The organism is Polynucleobacter difficilis, assembly GCF_003065365.1.
GTDB classification, from domain to species: Bacteria; Pseudomonadota; Gammaproteobacteria; order Burkholderiales; family Burkholderiaceae; genus Polynucleobacter; species Polynucleobacter difficilis.
On the sequence record NZ_CP023276.1, the window covers coordinates 355679 to 375371 of the forward strand.

Genomic DNA, 19693 nt, shown 5'->3' on the forward strand with positions numbered 1-19693 from the left:
TTAAGCTCTTAGCGATTCATGAGGTGAAAAATCCACGGTATCGCAATCGCGCCCAAGATGCCGTGCATGCCCATCGCTAGACTGGCATAGGCACCTGCTTCAGGGCTCACACTAAAAGCCCGCGAGGCGCCAATGCCGTGGGATGCAACTCCAATGGCAAAGCCGCGCTGCCACCACGATTTCATTCCTAGTCCATCCAGTATGAAGCGTGCCAATACCGCACCCAGAATGCCAGTCACCACCGCAAATACGGCAGTGAGCGTCGGTGAAATACCTATTTGCTCAGCGATACCCATAGCGATTGGCGCGGTGACCGATTTCGAATAGAGTCCACCAACCAGTGTATGATCGGCGCCTAACGCAGTTGCAATCCCAACTGCACTCAAAATGGAAACAAGGCCACCGCAGACCAATGAAATGATCAGCGGCAGTGCGCGGCTTTGCAAATGCTGGATGCCACGGTAAATCGGAATGGCCAACGAGACCGTGGCTGAGCCAAGTAAGAAGTGGACAAACTGCGCACCCTCAAAATAAGTCCGATACGGCATTTGCAGTAACTCGATGGCAACTGAAACTAGTATCACGGCGATGGCTACCGGATTCGCAATGGGATTTTGAGCGCTGCGCTGATATAGCCACAAACCAATTTGATAGGCGGCCAATGTAATAAATAGAGCGATTAAGGGACTGCCGGAGAGGTAGACCCAGATCTCGACAATCGAAGCAGACTCACGCATCGTTTTTAGGCTCGCGGTGCATCAGCTTGAGGATGAGTGCGCTAGTGGTAATCGTAAGGACAACACTGACCACTAAAGCGCTGATCAGTGCCCAGGCATGTTATTTAAGTTGCGGCAAAAACAGAACCACCCCAACGGCTGCAGGAACAAACAGCAGGCCTAAGTACTGACTAAAGCCATCGGCGACCAAAGCCAAGGATGGATCCAGCTTGCCGCGTAGCATGAGCCACGCCAACAGCAAGACAAGGCCAATCACAGGGCCCGGCAGGGTGGTCAAGACAAACTTGGAAATCAGCTCACCTAAACCTTGAAATAAAAGAATTTGTACTAAACCAGCAATCATGTCAGTAGTGTATGTGAAGTGGATCTCTTCTGAGTAGAATTAGTGGCTGAATGCAATAAAAGATACGCTGCAATTTATTTTTACGTTCAATCCGTTTACTGTAAGGGTGTTATGAAGAAAACAATTCATGCCAATGGCATCACGATGGCCTATCAAATCGATGGGCCCGAGGCTGCTCCGGTCGTAGTCATGAGCAATAGCTTGATGTCGAGCTTAGAGATGTGGGATGACACAATCGTGGCGTTAACCGCTAATTACCGCGTTGTGCGGTATGACACCCGTGGGCATGGCCAATCGGAAGTGACTCCTGGACCCTACAGCATCGAGTTATTGGCGAATGATCTCGTCGGCCTGATGGATGCTTTGCAGATTAAGAAAGCCCATTTGGTTGGTCTATCGATGGGCGGAATGATTTGCCAGTTTGTTGGCGCTCATTTTCCTGAACGGGTTGCTTCACTCAGTTTGTGTGATACCGCCAGCGAGATGCCGCCGCGTTCGCTGTGGGAGGAGCGTTTTGCAATTGCACGGCAGCAGGGTTTAGCTGGCTTGGTCGATGGCACCATCAAGCGCTGGTTTGTAGGGGGATTTATTGCTAGCGAGCCGGCAAAAATTGAGCGGATCCGCACCATGATTTTGGGCACACCAGTCGATGGCTATATTGCCTGCGCCAGCGCCGTTCGGGATATGGCGCAGTCAACCATGCTGCTCAAAATCACAGCACCCACTATGGTGTTGGTGGGCAGACAAGATCCGGCATGCACCGTTGCTCAGGCAACCGTACTGCATCGTTTAATTCAGCACTCGAGTATGCACATCATTGACGATGCAGCCCATTTATCCAATATTGAGAAGCCAGCCCAATTCAATCTGGCCCTTAAACAATTTTTGGACTCGGTTCAATAAACTGGCTTAGTATTTCATGGCAGCACAAAAAAATAAAAGGAGACTTACTGTGACGCAATTCAAAAGAATACAAAAAAAATGGCAAGTAGGACTTATTGGCTTAGCCTTATTGGGCGCAGGCATCCATGTCCAGGCGCAGCCAGCGGCCGATAAATATCCATCCAAGACCGTCAAGATGGTTGTTCCGCTCACGCCTGGATCAGGCGCGGACATTGCCGGTCGATTGGTAGCAAAAAGTTTGTCTGAGATGTGGAAGCAGCCTGTGATTATTGAAAACCGTCCAGGTGCTGGCGGCCTGGTTGGCACTGGCGTGGTGGTCAATGCGGCGCCGGATGGTTACAGCTTATTAGTGCAATCTGCTTCGTATGCAGCCAATCCAGCAATTTATAAAAAGTTGCCCTATGACTTAAAAAGCCTGACGGATCTGAATATTCTCGGCACAACACCCTATTTATTAATTGTCGGTGCTGATAGCCCATATAAATCAATCAAAGATCTGGTGGCTGCTGCAAAAGCTAAACCAGGTGATCTGCCTTACGCTTCTGCAGGTATTGGCAGCTCTACGCACTTGGCTGCTGAGTACTTTAATCAGACTATGGGAATCAAGATGCTGCATGTGCCTTATAAGGGATCCCCAGAAGCAATTACAGAAACCATTGCAGGCAGAACAGCGTTTTACATGGCTCCATTTGAAACAGCCATGGCGCAAGTTCGTGGTGGCAAAGCGCGTGCACTGGGTATAACTAGCATGACGCGAGCATCGGTTGCACCAGAGATTCCAACCATTGCTGAGCAGGGCTATCCGAACTTTGATATTGGACTTTGGTTTGGCGTTTGGGCACCATCTGCAACGCCAGAGAAGATCAAAGTGAAGATCAACGAAGACATTAATCGCGCACTGCAAGACGTGGATATCAAAATTGCTTACGCAAAAGCAGGTATTACATCTAAGTCGATGAATTTGGAACAAACAGCCCAGTTTGTTAAGAATGAAATCGCCAAGTACACCAAGATTGCAAAAGACGCCGGTATTGAACCTCAATAAGGCGCCACTATGCCAGGCTCCAGATCGGGTGTTGCGCAGGCCCGATCTGCTTTTGCCGCCTGGGGCAACGGATTGCCATGCCCATATTTGTGGGCCGGAAAGTAGTTTTCCGTATTTCAGTGGGCGTATTTACACTCCGCCAGATGCGTTGCTCCCGGATTACTTCAATCTATTAACGCACTTGGGAGTTGAGCGCGCCGTCTTAGTCCAGCCCAGTATCTATGGCACGGATAACCGTGCCATGCTGGCCGCACTCAAGACTTTCCCAAAAAAATTGCGTGGCGTTGCAGTGGTGGACAGCACCATTGCCGATGCTGAAATTGAGGCGCTGCATCAGGCAGGTGTTCGCGGACTGCGCTGCAATATTGTTGATTTAGCCGATGCAACGGGGCAATTGCCAATGGCCATGCTCCGTTCGCTTGCACAGCGCATTGCTCCCTTTGGCTGGCATCTGGAATTCTTAATGCATGTAGATGCGTTTCCGCAGTTGCAAAAAGACTTTCATGACTTTCCGGTTGAGATTGTGATTGGTCATTTTGGTTATGTGAAGGCGGGCCTTGGTATTGCTAATGCAGGCTTTCAGAACCTGTGTGCAATGATGCGGGAGGGGCGTGCCTGGGTTAAATTCACGGGTACTTACCGTATTTCGGAGCAAGCTGCTCCGCCTTATTCGGATGTCAATCCATTTGCGGAGGCGCTAATAAAAGCAAATCCACAGCAGATTGTTTGGGGCACGGACTGGCCACATGTTATGGTGAAAGGGTTGATGCCCAATGATGCTGACCTGTGTGATCTACTAGGCAATTGGATTCAAGAGCCTGCACTGTTAAAGCAGATACTCGTAAGTAACCCAGAGCGACTCTATGACTTTAAGTAATCCTTGCTTTAGTGGTGGTTGGAATCCTTTTCGTGTAATGCAGATTTGGCTTCAGACTGGCATTGCACTCTCTCTTTTTCTGATTGGAGCACCCCTTGCCATGGCAACAGAAGAGCCCAGTTATCAGGTTGCCCTGCAAGCTGAGCCATTTGAAATTCGGCAATATGCGCCATTGATTGTGGCGCAGGTTGAGGTACCAGGCGATCTCAGTGAGGCTTCGAGTGCCGGCTTTCGTCTGATTGCCAATTACATCTTTGGTAACAACATTGCAGTACGGGAGGGTGGAGTCAATATGGCTGAGCCTGTTCCAGAAAAGATTGCCATGACGATCCCAGTGATTGCTGAAGGCAAGGGCGATAAAAAAACCTGGCTCATCCAGTTTGTGATGCCAAAGCAGTACACCTTAGATACCCTACCTAAGCCAAATAATCCCCAAGTGAAGCTGCTGGCCGTAGGACCTCAAAAACTTGCGGTGATTCGGTTTACGGGATTTGTCAGTGACGATAAAGTCCAAGAAAAAATAGCTGAACTCATGGCCTGGATTAAATCAAGGAATGAACTGCCGTTGGGCAACCCCCGTCTGGCGCGTTACAACCCGCCCTGGAGTATTCCGTGGATGCGGCGTAATGAGATTTTGATTCCAATCCAGTAGCCAAGGGGATTAGGTTCCGCCAAAGAGGGGCTAAGGCCTATTCGTAGTATGCTTTCAGTGTCTATGTCCTAAATTGAATTGAGATGGCTCTTAATTTCCCGTTTACTGCAATCGTTGCTCAAGATGAGATGAAGTTGGCAATTGCCCTCTCCACCATTGAGCCCAGTATTGGCGGTGTGCTGATCTTTGGTGACCGCGGCACTGGTAAATCAACCACGATTCGTTCATTGGCAGCACTCTTGCCACCCATGAAAGTAGTTACGGGCTGCCCCTATCACTGCGATCCCGGCGCCCCGACCTTGTGTTTTGCCTGTGAGGCTCGTAAGGCTGCTGGCGATAAATTGAAGGCCAATTTAGTGCCTGTGCCTGTAGTGGATATGCCGCTGGGCGCGACGGAAGATCGGGTTGTAGGCGCACTTGATATTGAAAAAGCCCTCTCCCAAGGCGTTAAAGTATTCGAACCCGGTTTGCTGGCCAAGGCCAATCGCGGCTATTTATACATTGACGAAGTGAATTTACTCGAAGACCACTTAGTCGATTTGCTGATTGATGTATCCGCCTCCGGAGAAAACGTGGTGGAGCGTGAGGGCTTAAGCATTCGTCACCCGGCGCGTTTTGTCTTGATTGGTAGCGGTAATCCAGAAGAGGGTGAGCTGCGTCCGCAAATGCTGGATCGATTTGGTTTATCGGTTGAGGTTAGAACACCACAAGACCTAGCGCACCGCATCGATATCATTAAGCGCCGCGATGCATTTGAGCGCGATCCCGTTGCCTTTTTAGCGCAATATGAGGATAGCGAAAACGAGTTTAAAGAGAAGATCCTCAGCTCGCGTAAGCGCTTAGCTAGAGTGACCATTGGTGATGATGTGCTAACGCTTGCAACCAAGCTATGCGCTCAGCTCGGAACGGACGGCCTGCGCGGTGAATTAACCTTGATGCGCGGTATGCGCGCGCTTGCCGCTTTTGATGGCGCACGCAAAGCGACTGCAGAGCATCTAAAACGATTGGCACCGCTGGCACTGCGCCACCGTTTACGCCGCAATCCATTGGACGATAGCAGCTCTACAACGCGAGTCGAGCGCGTATTGGCTGATTTTTTCTAAAGTCCTATGACCACACAGCGCGGTCAATCTACTTGGTTTGATGCACAGACGACTGCAGCATTGTTGGCAATTGATCCCCATGGTTTAGGCGGCATTTGCGTTAAGAGTCAGTTTGGTCCCATTCGGGATGGATGGTTTGCATTTATGCAAACGCAGATTGCCCCCGGTATTCAGTTCCAAAAAATCCCCCTCCAAATACAAGATGAGCAATTGCTTGGCGGCCTCGACCTAGAGGCAACCCTGAGCTACGGTAAGCCGATCTACAGCTCGGGATTGTTAGCAAAAAGTCATGGCGGTTTTATTGTGCTTCCCATGGCCGAACGCATATCGCCACATACGATTGCGCACATTCTCCAAGTAGTTGACCGCGGTGAGGTGCGGCATCCGCAGCAAACGGCCGAACTGACCCCATGTGAATTTGGCATGATTGCGTTTGACGAGGGTATTGCGCCAGATGAATCAATGCACCCACGCCTAGCAGAACACATGGCATTTGAAGTGCGCCTTGATCAGCTCAGCCAGAATGACTGTACAGATTCCCTTGAAATCAACCCAACAGTCATAGCGGAAGCAAAAAAGCGATTGCCTGAGATTGAATGCGACACTCGCTTTATTGAGTCTTTAACGCAATCAGCGGCTGCATTTGGAGTGGACTCCATACGGGCCGGTCTATTTGCAGTTCGAGCGGCGAAAGCCTTGGCGGCATTGCGAAACCAAGACGCCGTCACGGAGGATGAGGTAGTCGATGCAGCGCGTTTGGTGTTAACCCACCGCGCTACCCGCATGCCCAGTAGCCGAGAAGAGCAGGGGCTAGATGAGCCAGATGCTGAACCTGATTCAGCTGAAGATGAAGAGCGGCCGAATGAAGATCAAAGCACATCAGAGCAAGAACAGCCCGAGCAGGATGATTCCAATCAAGGTAAAGACAGCGATACGGATGCAAATCAGCCCAAAGAAAACATGGAGCAGCCAAGTACAGATGATTTGGAGGAATTGCTCATCGAGGCGATACGGGCTGGTATTCCGCCGAACGCATTAGCACAACTCACTGCTGGACTGGGGCGCGCGAATAGCAAGCAAGGTTCTAAAGGCCAATTTGGTCAATTGCAAAAGAATGCGAATTCAGGGCGTCCAGCAGAGTCATGGCGTGGATTGCCAAAAGGCGGGAAGCGCTTGGATTTATTGAAAACCATTCGTGCAGCCGTTCCATGGCAAACGATGCGCCAAGCAGAATCAAAGGTAAAACAGTCTGCTGTGAACAATCAACGCAGCCGTATTCAGATACGTGCGGATGACTTGCACATTAAGCGGTATCAGCAACGCCAAGGCGTAGTAACCATCTTTTTGGTAGATGCGTCAGGCTCTTCCGCCACTCAGCGTTTGGCTGAAGCGAAAGGCGCGGTGGAGCAATTGCTTGCGGATTGCTATATACGGCGTGATGAGGTTGCGATGATTGCGCTGCGTGGCCGCACTGCAGACGTAGTATTGCCACCAACGCGATCCTTAGTGCGTGCCAAGCGCAATTTAGCCGCTTTACCTGGTGGCGGCGGAACACCATTGGCAACCGGTTTTGCCGCGGTGAATGAAATGGCTTTATCAATACGTCGCAAAGGCATGACACCCTTGATTGTGGTGATGACCGATGGCGTTGCGAATGTCACATTAGAAGGGGTTGGTGGTCGTGAGCGTGCACACCAAGATGCTTTGCAAACCGCACGGCAGCTCCGTGCAGCAGGACATGCGATTTTATTTATTGATACTGCGAGTGCGCCACAAGCATTAGCGGAGGCACTAGCCAACGAAATGGCTGCGCAGTATTTGCCGCTGCCTTACATCAATTCAGGTAAAGCCATTTCACAGCGCGCCGCACATTTAGCGCGGCAGTAAATCAATATCATTCTTCTGGCTTACCAGCTCGTTTTCTTTTTCTTTGCAGAGAGCTTCTTAAGGGTTTGATTGCCTTTGATGTAAGCATTCAAGAAAAGGCCTAAGCCAGCCAAAATAATGATTCCGGCAATCGCATAGAGCGTGATCGAGTTCATGGCGTTTCTTCCTCCTTAATCAGTTGATCAATTGCGGCCTTACTGCGCCAAGTCAAGTGCGGATTGAATAATAGCCATCGCCGCCTCGGGGTTTGCTTCATGAAATAAATGGCCACCGTCTTTTTGTATCACGATAGACCGTGGAAAGTAGCGATGGATGACAGCAAGCAATTCTTCTTTTCGTACCCAGCTATCTTGATTGGCCACCAAAAAAGTGAGCTCTGAAGTGATTTCATGCGCATGCGCAAGCAAGTTGGGAATATCGGTTGCCGCCATGAAATTGAGCGAGCCATTGATGTGATTCTTTTGCTTGAATAGCAATTTGTAGCGCTCACGCTGAATGCCATTCAGTTTGGAGTTGGTGGAGTCCAGCAATTTATCAATCATCGAGGTAAACGGTAAAAGATCCGCGATCATCGATGAAACAAAAGACGATGTTGCAATCGGATTAATCAGCGGCGCCAAAAATGAATGGTAGAAGCTTGGTAGGCTTACTAGGGATGGATTAAGGCCAAGGATGCGTTTGGGCGCGGGATAGAGCAGGCTGTATTGCAAGCCAAGAGTGGCGCCAGCAGAGTGGCCGATGATGCTATCGATCTGCTCCACCCCCAATGCACGCAATAACTCGGCTAGCTTGTGCGTGATGAGAGTTAAGGAAAGTTGCTCTGATTGGTGGCTGATTGTAAAACCATGGCCCGGCAGGTCAGGCGCAATCACCCAATGTGATTTGGCGAGCATAGGAACCAATTCTGCCCAGGAGTGGGCAGAGGAGCCTGTGCCGTGGAGCAATAGGGCAACTGGCTTTTTTGTGCCGTTTTCATCGGTTTCGGCACTCGCCATTTGGACGTGCCATTCCATTTGACCGACAGAAACGGAGCTGCTGAGCTCACGCAGGGGCCAATTTTGAGGAATTCGGTCGATGGAAGGGCGGTTCATTCGTTTAAATTGGGCTGAAATCAGTAAATCTGCCTATTTTTTAAGCAATATGGCCAAAATAGGGGCAAATTGAGCCTGTTCATCACGGCACTAAGGGTTTCATAGGTTGACAGTAAGGATAAGAGTGTCTATATTTTTTTACATATTAGCAAGTAATTAAATATTTACACCACAAATCGTCCACGCATTTAGACGATTCACCCTCGGGAGTGTGCCTTATGTCACCCATAAAACATATCAATCGCGCATTGGAAACGGCATTGACTCGCCATGAATCCGATTCCGGCCCCAAATTATTGAGCGCGGCAATGCGTCATGCGGTATTTCCAGGGGGCGCACGTATTCGCCCGCAATTGACCTTAGCGGTTGCCCATGCCTGCGGTGATGATGATCCTGCGTTGTCGATGGCGGCTGCGATTGCAATCGAGTTGCTCCATTGCGCATCGTTGGTTCACGATGATTTGCCGTGTTTTGATAATGCTGAGTTACGCCGTGGCGTACCCTCGGTTCATCGCCAATATGGTGAACGCTTGGCGGTGCTGTCGGGTGATGCCTTAATCGTGATGGCATATCAAGTGGTTGCATTAGCTGCACGTCAATCTGCAAATCGCATTGCACCTCTCATTAAAACCATTTCAGCCGGTGTTGGAGCTCCCCACGGGATCATTGCAGGACAAGCTTGGGAGTGTGAACCACAGGCCATACTCGGCGACTATCAACGCGCAAAAACAGGTGCGTTATTTGCAGCAGCAACAGCATGTGGCGCGCAAGCGGCTGGCTCCGATGCCGATACATGGCGCGCTCTGGGTGAGTGGCTTGGTGAAGCCTATCAAGTGGCCGATGATATTCGTGATGTCTTAGGTGATGCCGAGTTATTAGGTAAACCTGCTGGGCAAGATATTGAACACAATCGACCCAGCTCAGCACGGGAACTGGGACTCACTGGCGCCGTTCAATACTTTGATGAACTGGTTTCAAAAGCGATTGGCTCGATCCCCAATTGCAAAGGCGATGCTGCATTAAAGATGCTGGTCGCACATGAGGCTGAGCGCTTATTGCCAGCAGCGTGGTTTGAAAAAGATGCGCGCCTGATTACGGCTGGCATTAGTCGTATGGCTGCTTAGGCTCCGCCAAGGCATACATGTCCTCTGTCGCAGACAAGTCCGTTACTCCGCAAACGCCATTGGCGTTGACGCCAGAGTATGGACTTTGGGATCGAATATTGATATTGCGTGATCAGTTGATTGCCACAAAACGCTTTCAACGTCTTGCTGCAAGCCTGCCAATTTTTCGCTCCATCTCACGATCACGTGCGAGCAATTTATTCGATGTGATGTCTGGATTTGTGTATTCACAAATCTTATTAGCTTGTGTGCGACTCAACGTGTTCAATCATTTAAAAAATGGTCCGCTGAATCTAGAAGAGCTAAGTCGTGTTACGCATTTTCCAATGAGGGGATTGCAAACATTAGTCGATGCTGCGGTAGCAATTCAATTGCTCGAGCGCCGTTCTGAAGCGCGTTATGGTTTGGGTGCGCTGGGCTCTCCTTTGGTTGGGAACGATGCGATAGCAGCGATGGTAGAGCACCACACCGCTTTCTATGCCGACATGCGTGATCCGCTTGCACTGTTATCAGGCTCTATGAGTGAGCGCAACTTAGGAAAATATTGGCCTTACGTTTCGGATAAGGATGAAGATCAAGATTCGCTCAAACATCAAGAGAGCGTTGCTGAGTACTCCGCACTGATGTCAGCATCGTTACCCTTAGTTGCTGACGAGATCGTCGATGCCTATAACTTCAGTAAGCACCAGTGCATGCTCGATGTTGGTGGCGGTCAAGGAACCTTTCTTAAGCGAGTACACGCAGTCAGCCCACAGCTTAAAAAAATGCTCTTTGATTTGCCTGGAGTAGCGCAGTTAGCGGCCCAACAATTGGCAGCCAACCCAGCAACACGGGAAATCCAAACGCACGGCGGTAATTTTTTTACTGACGCATTGCCAACGGGCGCGGATTTAATCACGCTCGTGCGCGTGATCTTTGATCACGACGATGAACGTGTCTTGACTTTACTTGCATCCATTTATGCCGCATTGCCTAGCGGCGGGACCCTCTTAATCGCGGAGCCCATGGCGGATGCGCCAGACGCCCAAGCGATGGGCCATGCCTATTTTGGCTTTTACTTGTTGGCCATGGGCCGAGGAAGACCAAGAACAGTCAATGAAATCAGCGACTTACTGAAAAAAGTCGGGTTTAAGTCGACCCAAACCGTGGCAACCAAGATGCCTATTAACACGCAAATCCTGCTGGCTAGCCGGTAAATTAAGGGTAAATACTGATGCTGAACCTAGATATAATGTATAAATTAGTTTACATCTAGCAAAGTAAAGTAAATATTACATATGAGCGCCATCCATTCCACCGCCGTTGTCATTGAGTCTCCGAAAGAGCTCAAGCTGAGTCGGCTTGTGCTTGATGCTCCTAAGCCCGATGACATTGTGGTCGAAATTGAATGGAGCGGTATCAGTACCGGTACTGAAAAATTACTTTGGAACGGCACGATGCCAAACTTTCCAGGCATGGGTTACCCCCTTGTTCCTGGATATGAATCCGTCGGTAGAGTAATTGAGGCGGGCCCTAAAGCCACCATTCCAGTAGGGCAGCGTGTATTTGTACCCGGAGCGAAATGCTTTGGCGATGTCAAAGGATTATTTGGTGGGGCCGCATCCCATGTGGTTGTTCCATCGGCACGCGTTACAGCACTATCAGAGCAGATTGGTAGAGAAGGTGTGCTGCTTGCACTCGCTGCTACGGCGTATCACGTTACTCAGGGCAATGTACATAAGCAGCCCGACTTAATTATTGGACACGGCGTAGTAGGGCGCTTAATTGCGCGCATTGCCGTCATGCTCGGACATCAGCCAGTAGTGTGGGAAGTAAATGCGGACCGCATGAGTGGCGCCAAAGGATATCAAGTCATTCATCCGGATGGCGATGCCAGGAAAGACTATGCACGCATATGTGATGCCAGTGGTCAAGCGCAGGTCTTAAACCAATTAATTTCAAGACTCAAGCATGGCGGTGAAATTATTCTCGCCGGCTTCTACGACAACGACATTGCTTTTCAATTTGCACCTGCATTTATGCGGGAAGCCAAATTACGCATCGCATCCCAATGGGATCCGAGTGACCTAAATGCCGTAAAGAATTGCATTGATGCAGGTCTCCTGAGTTTGGATGACTTGATTACTCACCATCGTTCGTCAACCCAAATAGATGATGCTTACCGTACAGCGTTTGAAGATGCGCGCTGCTTAAAAATGATTGTGGATTGGAGAAATGCAATATGAATGCCCCAGTAAACCCAAAAGAAATAACCATTCAATTTACGAACTTAAAAAAAGAAGCCGCGGTTGATCCTGATCCAGTACACACGGGTGAGGTGACCAAGAAAACGCAGATTATTGCGATCTACGGCAAAGGCGGAATCGGTAAAAGTTTTACCTTAGCCAATTTGTCGTACATGATGGCCCAGCAAGGTAAAAAAGTATTGCTCATCGGTTGCGATCCTAAGAGTGATACGACCTCCTTACTCTTTGGCGGTAAAGCCTGCCCCACCATTATTGAAACCTCATCGAAGAAAAAATTAGCCGGCGAAGAAGTCAAAATCGGCGATGTCTGCTTTAAGCGCGATGGTGTATTTGCCATGGAGTTGGGCGGCCCCGAAGTGGGTCGTGGCTGCGGTGGGCGCGGAATCATCCATGGTTTTGAAACTCTCGAAAAATTGGGCTTCCATGACTGGGGTTTTGATTACGTCTTACTCGACTTTTTGGGTGACGTCGTTTGCGGCGGATTTGGTTTACCGATTGCCCGCGACATGTGTCAAAAAGTGATTGTGGTTGCAAGTAATGATTTGCAGTCACTCTACGTTGCTAACAATGTGTGCTCGGCAGTGGAATACTTCCGCAAGCTCGGCGGCAATGTCGGTGTAGCCGGCATGGTGATCAACAAGGATGACGGCACAGGTGAGGCCAGTGCCTTTGCAGAAAAAGTAGGGATTCCAGTTCTGTCTGCCATTCCTGCAAACGAAGACATTCGTCGCAAGAGCGCCAGTTACGAAATCATTGGTAAGCCAGATAGTCAGTGGGCATCCGTATTTGAGGCGTTAGCACTTAATGTTGCTGAGGCGCCGCCGGTCAGACCAAAACCAATGTCTTCCGATGATTTATTGGGGCTGTTCTCGGCGGATCAAGTGGGTCGTAACGTGGTACTAGAGCCCGCAACAATTTTTGACATGGTTGGTAAAGATGAGGTCATCAAGCCAACGCTTGAAGTGATCTACGACAAAGTCTAAAGATCAATACCATGAGCCAATCCAAAATAATCCCAATTAAAGCTGAGGCGGTTGCTCAGGATGGTCTTGGCTGCCATTCCGGCGCTGAAAAACTATTAGCAGCTGCGCAGGCATCCAATAAAAGCGAGATTTTGGGGCAGTACGCACAAGATTATCCAAAGGGCCCGCACGATCAGCCGCAAAGCATGTGCCCAGCATTTGGATCATTGCGAGTGGGCTTGCGTATGCGCCGGACTGCCACCATCCTTTCTGGATCGGCATGCTGCGTCTATGGCTTAACCTTCACGTCCCACTTTTATGGAGCACGGCGCAGTGTCGGTTATGTTCCATTTAATTCGGAGAGTTTAGTCACAGGCAAGCTGTTTGAAGACATTCGGGATGCCGTTTACAAAGAAGCAAATCCCGAGTTGTACGACGCGATTGTGATTATTAATCTTTGCGTGCCAACGGCTAGCGGAGTACCTCTACAGCTCCTGCCTAAAGAAATCAATGGTGTTCGCATCATTGGTATCGATGTGCCTGGATTTGGTGTGCCAACCCATGCAGAAGCGAAAGACGTATTGGCCAGCGCCATGCTCCGTTACGCTCGGGGCGAAGCAGAATCAGGTCCTGTATCGGCACCACGCAATGGCGTATCCGATAAGCCAACCATCACCTTACTGGGTGAAATGTTCCCGGTTGATCCTGTTGGAATTGGCATGATGCTGGACCCCATGGGCTTAGCGGTAGGGCCGGTTGTGCCAACCCGCGAATGGCGTGAACTGTATCAAGCGCTGGATTCAAAAGTGGTTGCAGCGATCCATCCGTTTTATACCGCGAGTATTCGGGAGTTTGAGGCCGCCGGCAGAACGATTGTCGGCTCAGCTCCCATCGGCTACGAGGGTACAGCAGCCTGGCTGGATTCGATTGGCGAGGCCTGCGGTATTCCACAATCTAAAGTCGGCATCTCAAAAGATAAATTCCTACCATTGATTAAGGCGGCATTGGCAGCTAAGCCAATTAAAGGCCGGATTACGATGAGCGGTTACGAGGGTTCGGAGCTTTTAGTAGCACGCTTGTTAATTGAAAGCGGCGCCGAAGTGAAATACGTTGGCACAGCCTGTCCTAAGACGATCTGGAGTAGTGCCGATCAAGACTGGCTGGAATCACGTGGCGTACATGTGCAGTACCGTGCTTCGCTCGAGCAAGATGTGGCAGCGATGCATGAGTTCAAGCCAGACTTGGTAATTGGCACCACACCGATTGTGCAGAAAGCAAAAGAAGCAGCAATACCATCGCTGTATTTCACCAACCTAATTTCAGCTCGGCCGCTCATGGGCGCTGCTGGAGCGGGTTCTCTAGCGCAAGTCATTAATTCGGCCCTTGGTAATCAAGCCCGTTTTGATGTCATGAAAGATTTCTTTGAGGGTGTTGGTACAGGCTATGCCGCTGGTGTTTGGGATGCGGTGCCAGTTGATCATCCTGATTTCCGCGCAGAGACTCGCCGCCGCAATGAAAAAGCCCAGAAGAAGCGCAAAGCAGAGGAGATGGGCTAATGCTAGTTCTCGACCACGATCGCGCTGGCGGCTATTGGGGCGCCATATATGTGTTTACTGCCATCAAGGGTTTGCAGGTGGTGATTGACGGCCCGGTTGGTTGTGAAAACCTTCCAGTGACATCGGTATTGCATTACACCGATGCCCTACCACCTCATGAGCTGCCAATCGTTGTGACGGGGCTTGCTGAAGAACAATTGGGTCGCGAAGGTACAGAAGAATCAATGAAGCGCGCGCACAAAGTGCTTGATCCTGATTTGCCTGCAGTAGTGGTAACAGGTTCAATCGCCGAAATGATTGGTGGCGGTGTTACTCCAGAAGGAACAGGGATTAAACGCTTCTTGCCTCGAACCATTGATGAGGATCAGTGGCAGTGTGCTAACCGGGCGATGAACTGGTTATGGACGGAATACGGTTTAAAGAAAATACCAGCACGACCAGAGCGCAAAGCGGGCGAAAAGCCAATGGTGAATATCATTGGACCAGCCTACGGCACATTCAATTTATACAGCGACCTGGCAGAAATCAAGCGCCTGGTTGAGGGCATTGGCGCGCAAATCAATATGGTGTTTCCGCTCAGCAGCCATTTAGCCGATGTGGAGAAATTGGCTGATTCCGATGTGAACATTTGCATGTACCGCGAGTTTGGCCGCTTGCTCTGCGAGACCTTAGAGCGCCCTTACTTACAAGCCCCAATTGGGATGCATTCAACCACCGCATTTTTGCGTAAGTTAGGTGAGTTAACAGGGCTCGACCCAGAACCCTTTATCGCGCAAGAAAAAAACACTACCCTCAAGCCGGTTTGGGATCTCTGGCGCTCGGTTACCCAGGACTTTTTTGGTACCGCGAGCTTTGGAATTGTCGCAAATGAAACCTACACCCGCGGCGTTAGCCATTTCTTAGAAACCGAAATGGGCCTGCCTTGTAACTTTGCCGTATCCAGAATGCCGGGTCAAAAAACGGATAACAGTGCAATCCGTGACTCAGTGCAAAAGAAAACACCACTCGTTTTGTTTGGAAGTTACAACGAGCGCATGTATGCAAGTGAAGTCAATGCACGTTGCTCCTACATTCCTGCATCGTTCCCAGGCGCCATTATTCGTCGACATACCGGAACCCCGTATATGGGGTATTCAGGCGCAGCTTACTTAATTCAAGAAGTATGCAATGCGCTGTTTGATGCACTCTTTCACATTCTGCCTTTGGGCTCTGAAATGGACAAGGTCGATCCTACCCCGGCCCGTTTGCAAACCGCCATCCATGCCATGCCCTGGGATGTTGAGGCGCAGTTGTTATTGAATCGCTTAATTAGCGGTCAGCCCGTATTAACCCAGATCTCCGTAGCAAAGCGCCTGCGCGACATGTCCGAGCGTGAAGCTCGCAGCGGAAATCTAGAGCGAGTCACCGTAGATTGTGTGAATAAATCCAAAACGTCACTTGGCGTAATGGAGACAGCATGATGAAGTCGCAACCCATTTGCCTGATGTTAGGGCAGTCTAAATATGGCACCACCATGCCGTATCCCCAAATCTACAGGGGTGATGTAGAAAAGACCGCAAGGTCAGTCTTAAGGAGTATTCATCATGAGTGAAAACAGATCTATATCTGGGCTTACCGATGCAGAGGCTCAAGAATTCCATGCATTTTATGTGCAAGGTCTTCTGGGATTTGCTGCTATCGCAGTCGTTGCGCACATCCTCGTATGGGCGTGGCGTCCATGGTTTTTTTAAGTAGCAGTAATTAAGTTTTAGAAAATAAAGTGAAGAGGTGAATCATGAAGATAAATACAGAAGTTGTTAATAAAAATTTGGTGAATGACAGACTGTCATTCAAGCTTATTTTTTTGATTAGTTATGTAGTGATCTTTGGAGTTGCCTTGTTAACGATCGTTTTACCGGCATCTCAAAAAAGCTGGCTGTTTGGAAGCTCAGACGGCACATCATTTTTTAAGACTGTTGAAAGCGGCGTTTATAGCTTTATGTCTTACTTAAATTAGGAGAAACATTATGTGGAGAATTTGGAAACTATACGACCCACTACGCGCGATGGTTGCGCAGGGCGTTTTTCTCTTTGCTTTGGCCGCAATGATTCATTTGATTCTATTGAGCACCACTCAGTACAAATGGCTCGATGGCTTGAGTCAAGCGGAGTACAAAGCTGCGGTTGCAGCTTCCAAGAAGTAATTGTTGTACCGGCGTAAGTGGGTACCTAGCGATAGTTACCTACTTACGGCAGATTAATTAAGAACGAGCGATGTCTCGTTTTGTAAGGAGTGCATAAATGGCTATGCTCAATTTTGAAAAGAAATACCGCGTACGCGGTGGCACGTTAATCGGCGGAGATCTCTTTGATTTCTGGGTTGGGCCATTCTATGTTGGATTTTTTGGCGTCACTACTATCTTTTTTGCTTTCCTCGGAACAGCTCTCATACTGTGGGGCGCAGCGCAATCTGGGGTTTGGAATATCTGGCAAATAAACATTGCCCCTCCTGATCTCAAGTATGGCTTAGGGCCGGCGCCGATGATGGAGGGCGGTTTGTGGCAAATCATCACCATCTGTGCTCTCGGTGCTTTTATATCCTGGGCGCTCCGGGAAGTTGAAATTTGCCGTAAGCTCGGCATGGGACTCCATGTTCCGGCCGCCTTTAGTATGGCGATCTTTGCGTACTTCACCTTGGTGGTGATTCGTCCAGTCTTGATGGGTGCTTGGGGCCATGGTTTCCCGTATGGCATCTTGAGTCATTTAGATTGGGTATCGAATACTGGATATCAATACCTCCATTTCCATTACAACCCAGCACATATGCTGGCGGTTACCTTCTTCTTTACTACAACGCTGGCGTTGTCTTTGCATGGCGCGTTGATTTTGTCATCGACTAATCCACAGCCTGGTCACACTGTAAGAACGCCAGAGCATGAAGATACTTTCTTCCGAGATATTGTTGGTTACTCCGTTGGTACCTTGGGCATCCATCGTGTCGGCTTATTTTTGGCCTTAGCAGCGGGCTTTTGGAGTGCTGTTTGTATTGTGATTAGCGGCCCATTCTGGACTAAAGGATGGCCTGAATGGTGGACATGGTGGCTTAACTTGCCCATCTGGAGCTAATAGCGGAGAACATGATGGAATATCAAAATTTATTTACCCAAACACAAGTCACTGGACCCGTTAGTCATGGGGTGCCAATCAATGCATACGATATGCGCGAGCGTACTAAGGTATTTGGCTTTAGTTACCTCATGGGCCTCATCGGCAATGCACAACTCGGGCCCATCTACTTAGGTCGACTCGGTCTGGCATCGCTGATGTTTGGCTTGGCTGCATTCGTGATGATTGGTTTTAATATGCTGGCCCAAGTGGACTGGAACCCCATTCAGTTTGTGCGCCAATTGTTTTGGTTATCACTGGATCCGCCTGCGCCTAAATATGGCCTGACCTTCCCGCCAATGAATGAGGGCGGTTGGTGGTTAATCGCTGGCCTCTTCACTACCATTTCAATTATGTTGTGGTGGTATCGAACCTATCGCCGCGCGATTGCGCTTGGTATGGGAACGCACGTACCTTGGGCATTTGCTGCTGCCATTTGGTTATTCCTAGTGCTGGGCTTGATTCGCCCTGTGCTGATGGGTAGCTGGAGTGAGGCAGTTCCATTTGGCATCTTCTCGCACCTGGATTGGACTGCAGCCTTCTCCATTCGCTATGGCAATTTGTTCTATAACCCCTTCCACATGCTGTCGATTGTGTTCTTGTATGGCTCAGTACTGCTATTTGCAATGCACGGCGCAACCATTTTGGCGGTCAGTCGCTTTGGCGGCGAGCGTGAGATTGAGCAAATCGTTGATCGTGGAACAGCCTCTGAGCGTGCCGGCCTCTTCTGGCGGTGGACGATGGGCTTTAATGCGACGATGGAATCGATTCACCGTTGGGCTTGGTGGTTTGCGGTATTGACACCAATCACAGGTGGCATTGGCATCCTCTTAACAGGCACGGTAGTTGATAACTGGTATCTGTGGGGTGTTAAACACGGCATTGCTCCGGCATACCCCGCCTATTTTGAGGTCGTTGCTGATCCTGCACTGAGTGCGCCGATGGCACCTGCCGCTATTCAGGGAGCAAAATAATGAAAGCCGGAATCAATAAATTACTAATTATTTTAGGTCTCGCCTCAGCAGCCCTATTAACGGGTTGTGAGCGTCCACCGATTGATGCTAAGCAAACCGGTTTTCGCGGCACGGCGATGGTGGAAATCAATAATCCCCGCACCCAAGAAAAGCTAGCGGCTGAAAATGTTGCGCCTCCAGGCGTGCCCGTTCCTGCGGATGGCCCCAAGGCAAGTGCGGTGTACAAGAACGTAAAAGTGCTGGGTAATCTCAGTGAGGCACAGTTCACTACCTTTATGGTCGCAATGACTTCCTGGATTGCGCCAAAAGAAGGTTGTGGTTACTGCCATAACGTGCAGAACTTTGCGGACGATTCGGTCTACACCAAAAACGTCGCTAGAAAAATGATCCAAATGACGCAGGCGATTAATTCCAATTGGAACGCCCACGTCAAAGAGACGGGCGTGACCTGCTACACCTGCCATCGTGGCAATCCAGTACCAAAAGAAGTTTGGTTTGATACTGCCGAAAAGAAAAAGGGCGGCATGCTGGGTAATCGCAATGGACAGAACGCGCCTTCGCCAAATGTTGGCTATGCCTCTTTACCAAACCAACCTTTTTCTAGCTATTTCTTAGCAGGAAAAGGCGCGGCGCGGATTACGGGGCCTACTGCATTACCAACAGGCCATGTGAAGACAATTCAGGAAACGGAATCGGTCTTTGGGGTAATGACTCACTTATCGAATGCATTGGGCGTTAATTGCACCTACTGCCATAACTCCAGAGCCTTTGCGGACTGGACTGAAAGTCCTCCACAACGTGCTCAGGCATGGCATGGTATTCAGATGATCAAGGACGTCAACAGCAATTACATTGTGCCTATTACCGGGTTGTTCCCACCGCACCGCTTGGGGCCCGATGGGGATGTAGCGAAGGCCAATTGCGCGACTTGCCATCAAGGTGTGAATAAGCCGCTGTTAGGTAAAAGTATGTTGAAAGACTACCCATACTTGGTTGGACCGCCGGCTGGAAAGCCCTTCACAGTAGCGCAACAGAAGTAAGTAGTAGGT

Annotated in this window: 22 protein-coding genes; 18 read left to right on the forward strand and 4 right to left on the reverse strand. The window is 49.7% G+C overall.

The window, feature by feature from the left end:
* Positions 1 to 8: 8 nt before the first annotated feature.
* Both AOC34_RS01900 and AOC34_RS01905 read right to left on the reverse strand, forming a co-directional pair.
* A complete protein-coding gene (locus AOC34_RS01900) occupies positions 9 to 737 on the reverse strand; it encodes an LrgB family protein (RefSeq protein WP_108468516.1) in 729 nt (242 codons plus the stop codon).
* Between the two features lie 100 nt (positions 738 to 837).
* On the reverse strand, positions 838 to 1080 hold the full coding sequence (locus tag AOC34_RS01905) for a CidA/LrgA family protein (protein ID WP_234408129.1): 243 nt from the start codon (positions 1078 to 1080) through the stop codon (positions 838 to 840).
* Positions 1081 to 1191: 111 nt separating this feature from the next.
* Here AOC34_RS01905 and pcaD point away from each other — a divergent pair, with 111 nt between their 5' ends.
* The 6 genes from pcaD to AOC34_RS01935 all read left to right on the forward strand — a co-directional run bounded on the left by pcaD (position 1192) and on the right by AOC34_RS01935 (position 7547).
* A complete protein-coding gene (pcaD, locus tag AOC34_RS01910) occupies positions 1192 to 1983 on the forward strand; it encodes a 3-oxoadipate enol-lactonase (RefSeq protein WP_108468517.1) in 792 nt (263 codons plus the stop codon).
* 49 nt (positions 1984 to 2032) lie between these two features.
* On the forward strand, positions 2033 to 3028 hold the full coding sequence (locus AOC34_RS01915) for a tripartite tricarboxylate transporter substrate binding protein (RefSeq protein ID WP_159074779.1): 996 nt from the start codon (positions 2033 to 2035) through the stop codon (positions 3026 to 3028).
* Positions 3015 to 3905: an amidohydrolase family protein gene (locus AOC34_RS01920; protein WP_159074780.1), complete on the forward strand. Its 891-nt coding sequence runs from the start codon at positions 3015 to 3017 to the stop codon at positions 3903 to 3905. Before AOC34_RS01915 ends, AOC34_RS01920 begins: the two co-directional genes overlap by 14 nt.
* Positions 3892 to 4557, forward strand: a complete 666-nt coding sequence (locus AOC34_RS01925) for an SOUL family heme-binding protein (protein ID WP_199908309.1) — start codon at positions 3892 to 3894, stop codon at positions 4555 to 4557. Before AOC34_RS01920 ends, AOC34_RS01925 begins: the two co-directional genes overlap by 14 nt.
* 83 nt (positions 4558 to 4640) lie before the next feature.
* On the forward strand, positions 4641 to 5660 hold the full coding sequence (gene bchI, locus AOC34_RS01930; protein ID WP_108468520.1) for a magnesium chelatase ATPase subunit I: 1020 nt from the start codon (positions 4641 to 4643) through the stop codon (positions 5658 to 5660).
* Between the two features lie 6 nt (positions 5661 to 5666).
* A complete protein-coding gene (locus AOC34_RS01935; RefSeq protein WP_108468521.1) occupies positions 5667 to 7547 on the forward strand; it encodes a magnesium chelatase subunit D in 1881 nt (626 codons plus the stop codon).
* Positions 7548 to 7567: 20 nt separating this feature from the next.
* Here the strand turns inward: AOC34_RS01935 and AOC34_RS10370 are convergent, their stop codons facing one another.
* A complete protein-coding gene (locus AOC34_RS10370; protein WP_267895149.1) occupies positions 7568 to 7702 on the reverse strand; it encodes a hypothetical protein in 135 nt (44 codons plus the stop codon).
* A 39-nt stretch (positions 7703 to 7741) separates the two neighbouring features.
* Positions 7742 to 8638 carry an alpha/beta fold hydrolase BchO gene (gene bchO, locus AOC34_RS01940; protein WP_108468522.1) on the reverse strand — a complete coding sequence of 299 codons (897 nt, stop codon included), beginning with the start codon at positions 8636 to 8638 and terminating at the stop codon, positions 7742 to 7744.
* 218 nt (positions 8639 to 8856) lie between these two features.
* Here bchO and AOC34_RS01945 point away from each other — a divergent pair, with 218 nt between their 5' ends.
* The 12 genes from AOC34_RS01945 (at position 8857) to pufC (ending at position 19684) form a co-directional block, all read left to right on the forward strand.
* A complete protein-coding gene (locus AOC34_RS01945; RefSeq protein WP_108468523.1) occupies positions 8857 to 9762 on the forward strand; it encodes a polyprenyl synthetase family protein in 906 nt (301 codons plus the stop codon).
* A 17-nt stretch (positions 9763 to 9779) separates the two neighbouring features.
* A complete protein-coding gene (locus AOC34_RS01950) occupies positions 9780 to 10958 on the forward strand; it encodes a methyltransferase (RefSeq protein WP_108468524.1) in 1179 nt (392 codons plus the stop codon).
* 81 nt (positions 10959 to 11039) lie between these two features.
* Positions 11040 to 11987: a chlorophyll synthesis pathway protein BchC gene (gene bchC, locus AOC34_RS01955; protein WP_234408130.1), complete on the forward strand. Its 948-nt coding sequence runs from the start codon at positions 11040 to 11042 to the stop codon at positions 11985 to 11987.
* Positions 11984 to 12991 (forward strand): chlorophyllide a reductase iron protein subunit X, encoded by a 1008-nt coding sequence (locus tag AOC34_RS01960; protein ID WP_108468525.1) that lies wholly within the window; start codon positions 11984 to 11986, stop codon positions 12989 to 12991. Before bchC ends, AOC34_RS01960 begins: the two co-directional genes overlap by 4 nt.
* Positions 12992 to 13002: 11 nt before the next feature.
* Entirely contained in the window at positions 13003 to 14526 is a 1524-nt protein-coding gene (gene bchY / locus AOC34_RS01965) for a chlorophyllide a reductase subunit Y (protein ID WP_108468526.1), read from the forward strand.
* Complete coding sequence (gene bchZ / locus AOC34_RS01970; RefSeq protein WP_108468527.1) at positions 14526 to 15986, forward strand: chlorophyllide a reductase subunit Z; 1461 nt, start codon at positions 14526 to 14528, stop codon at positions 15984 to 15986. Before bchY ends, bchZ begins: the two co-directional genes overlap by 1 nt.
* A gap of 123 nt (positions 15987 to 16109) precedes the next feature.
* Entirely contained in the window at positions 16110 to 16256 is a 147-nt protein-coding gene (gene pufB / locus AOC34_RS01975) for a light-harvesting antenna LH1, beta subunit (RefSeq protein WP_108468528.1), read from the forward strand.
* Between the two features lie 44 nt (positions 16257 to 16300).
* The gene (locus AOC34_RS01980; RefSeq protein ID WP_108468529.1) at positions 16301 to 16522 is read left to right on the forward strand and encodes a hypothetical protein; all 222 of its coding nucleotides are present in this window, start codon (positions 16301 to 16303) and stop codon (positions 16520 to 16522) included.
* Between the two features lie 10 nt (positions 16523 to 16532).
* A complete protein-coding gene (pufA, locus tag AOC34_RS01985; RefSeq protein WP_108468530.1) occupies positions 16533 to 16709 on the forward strand; it encodes a light-harvesting antenna LH1, alpha subunit in 177 nt (58 codons plus the stop codon).
* 97 nt (positions 16710 to 16806) lie between these two features.
* Positions 16807 to 17631, forward strand: a complete 825-nt coding sequence (gene pufL, locus AOC34_RS01990) for a photosynthetic reaction center subunit L (RefSeq protein WP_108468531.1) — start codon at positions 16807 to 16809, stop codon at positions 17629 to 17631.
* Positions 17632 to 17642: 11 nt separating this feature from the next.
* On the forward strand, positions 17643 to 18644 hold the full coding sequence (pufM, locus tag AOC34_RS01995; RefSeq protein ID WP_108468532.1) for a photosynthetic reaction center subunit M: 1002 nt from the start codon (positions 17643 to 17645) through the stop codon (positions 18642 to 18644).
* Positions 18644 to 19684 carry a photosynthetic reaction center cytochrome PufC gene (pufC, locus tag AOC34_RS02000; protein ID WP_108468533.1) on the forward strand — a complete coding sequence of 347 codons (1041 nt, stop codon included), beginning with the start codon at positions 18644 to 18646 and terminating at the stop codon, positions 19682 to 19684. The genes pufM and pufC overlap by 1 nt, the downstream gene beginning before the upstream one ends.
* Positions 19685 to 19693: the final 9 nt, after the last annotated feature.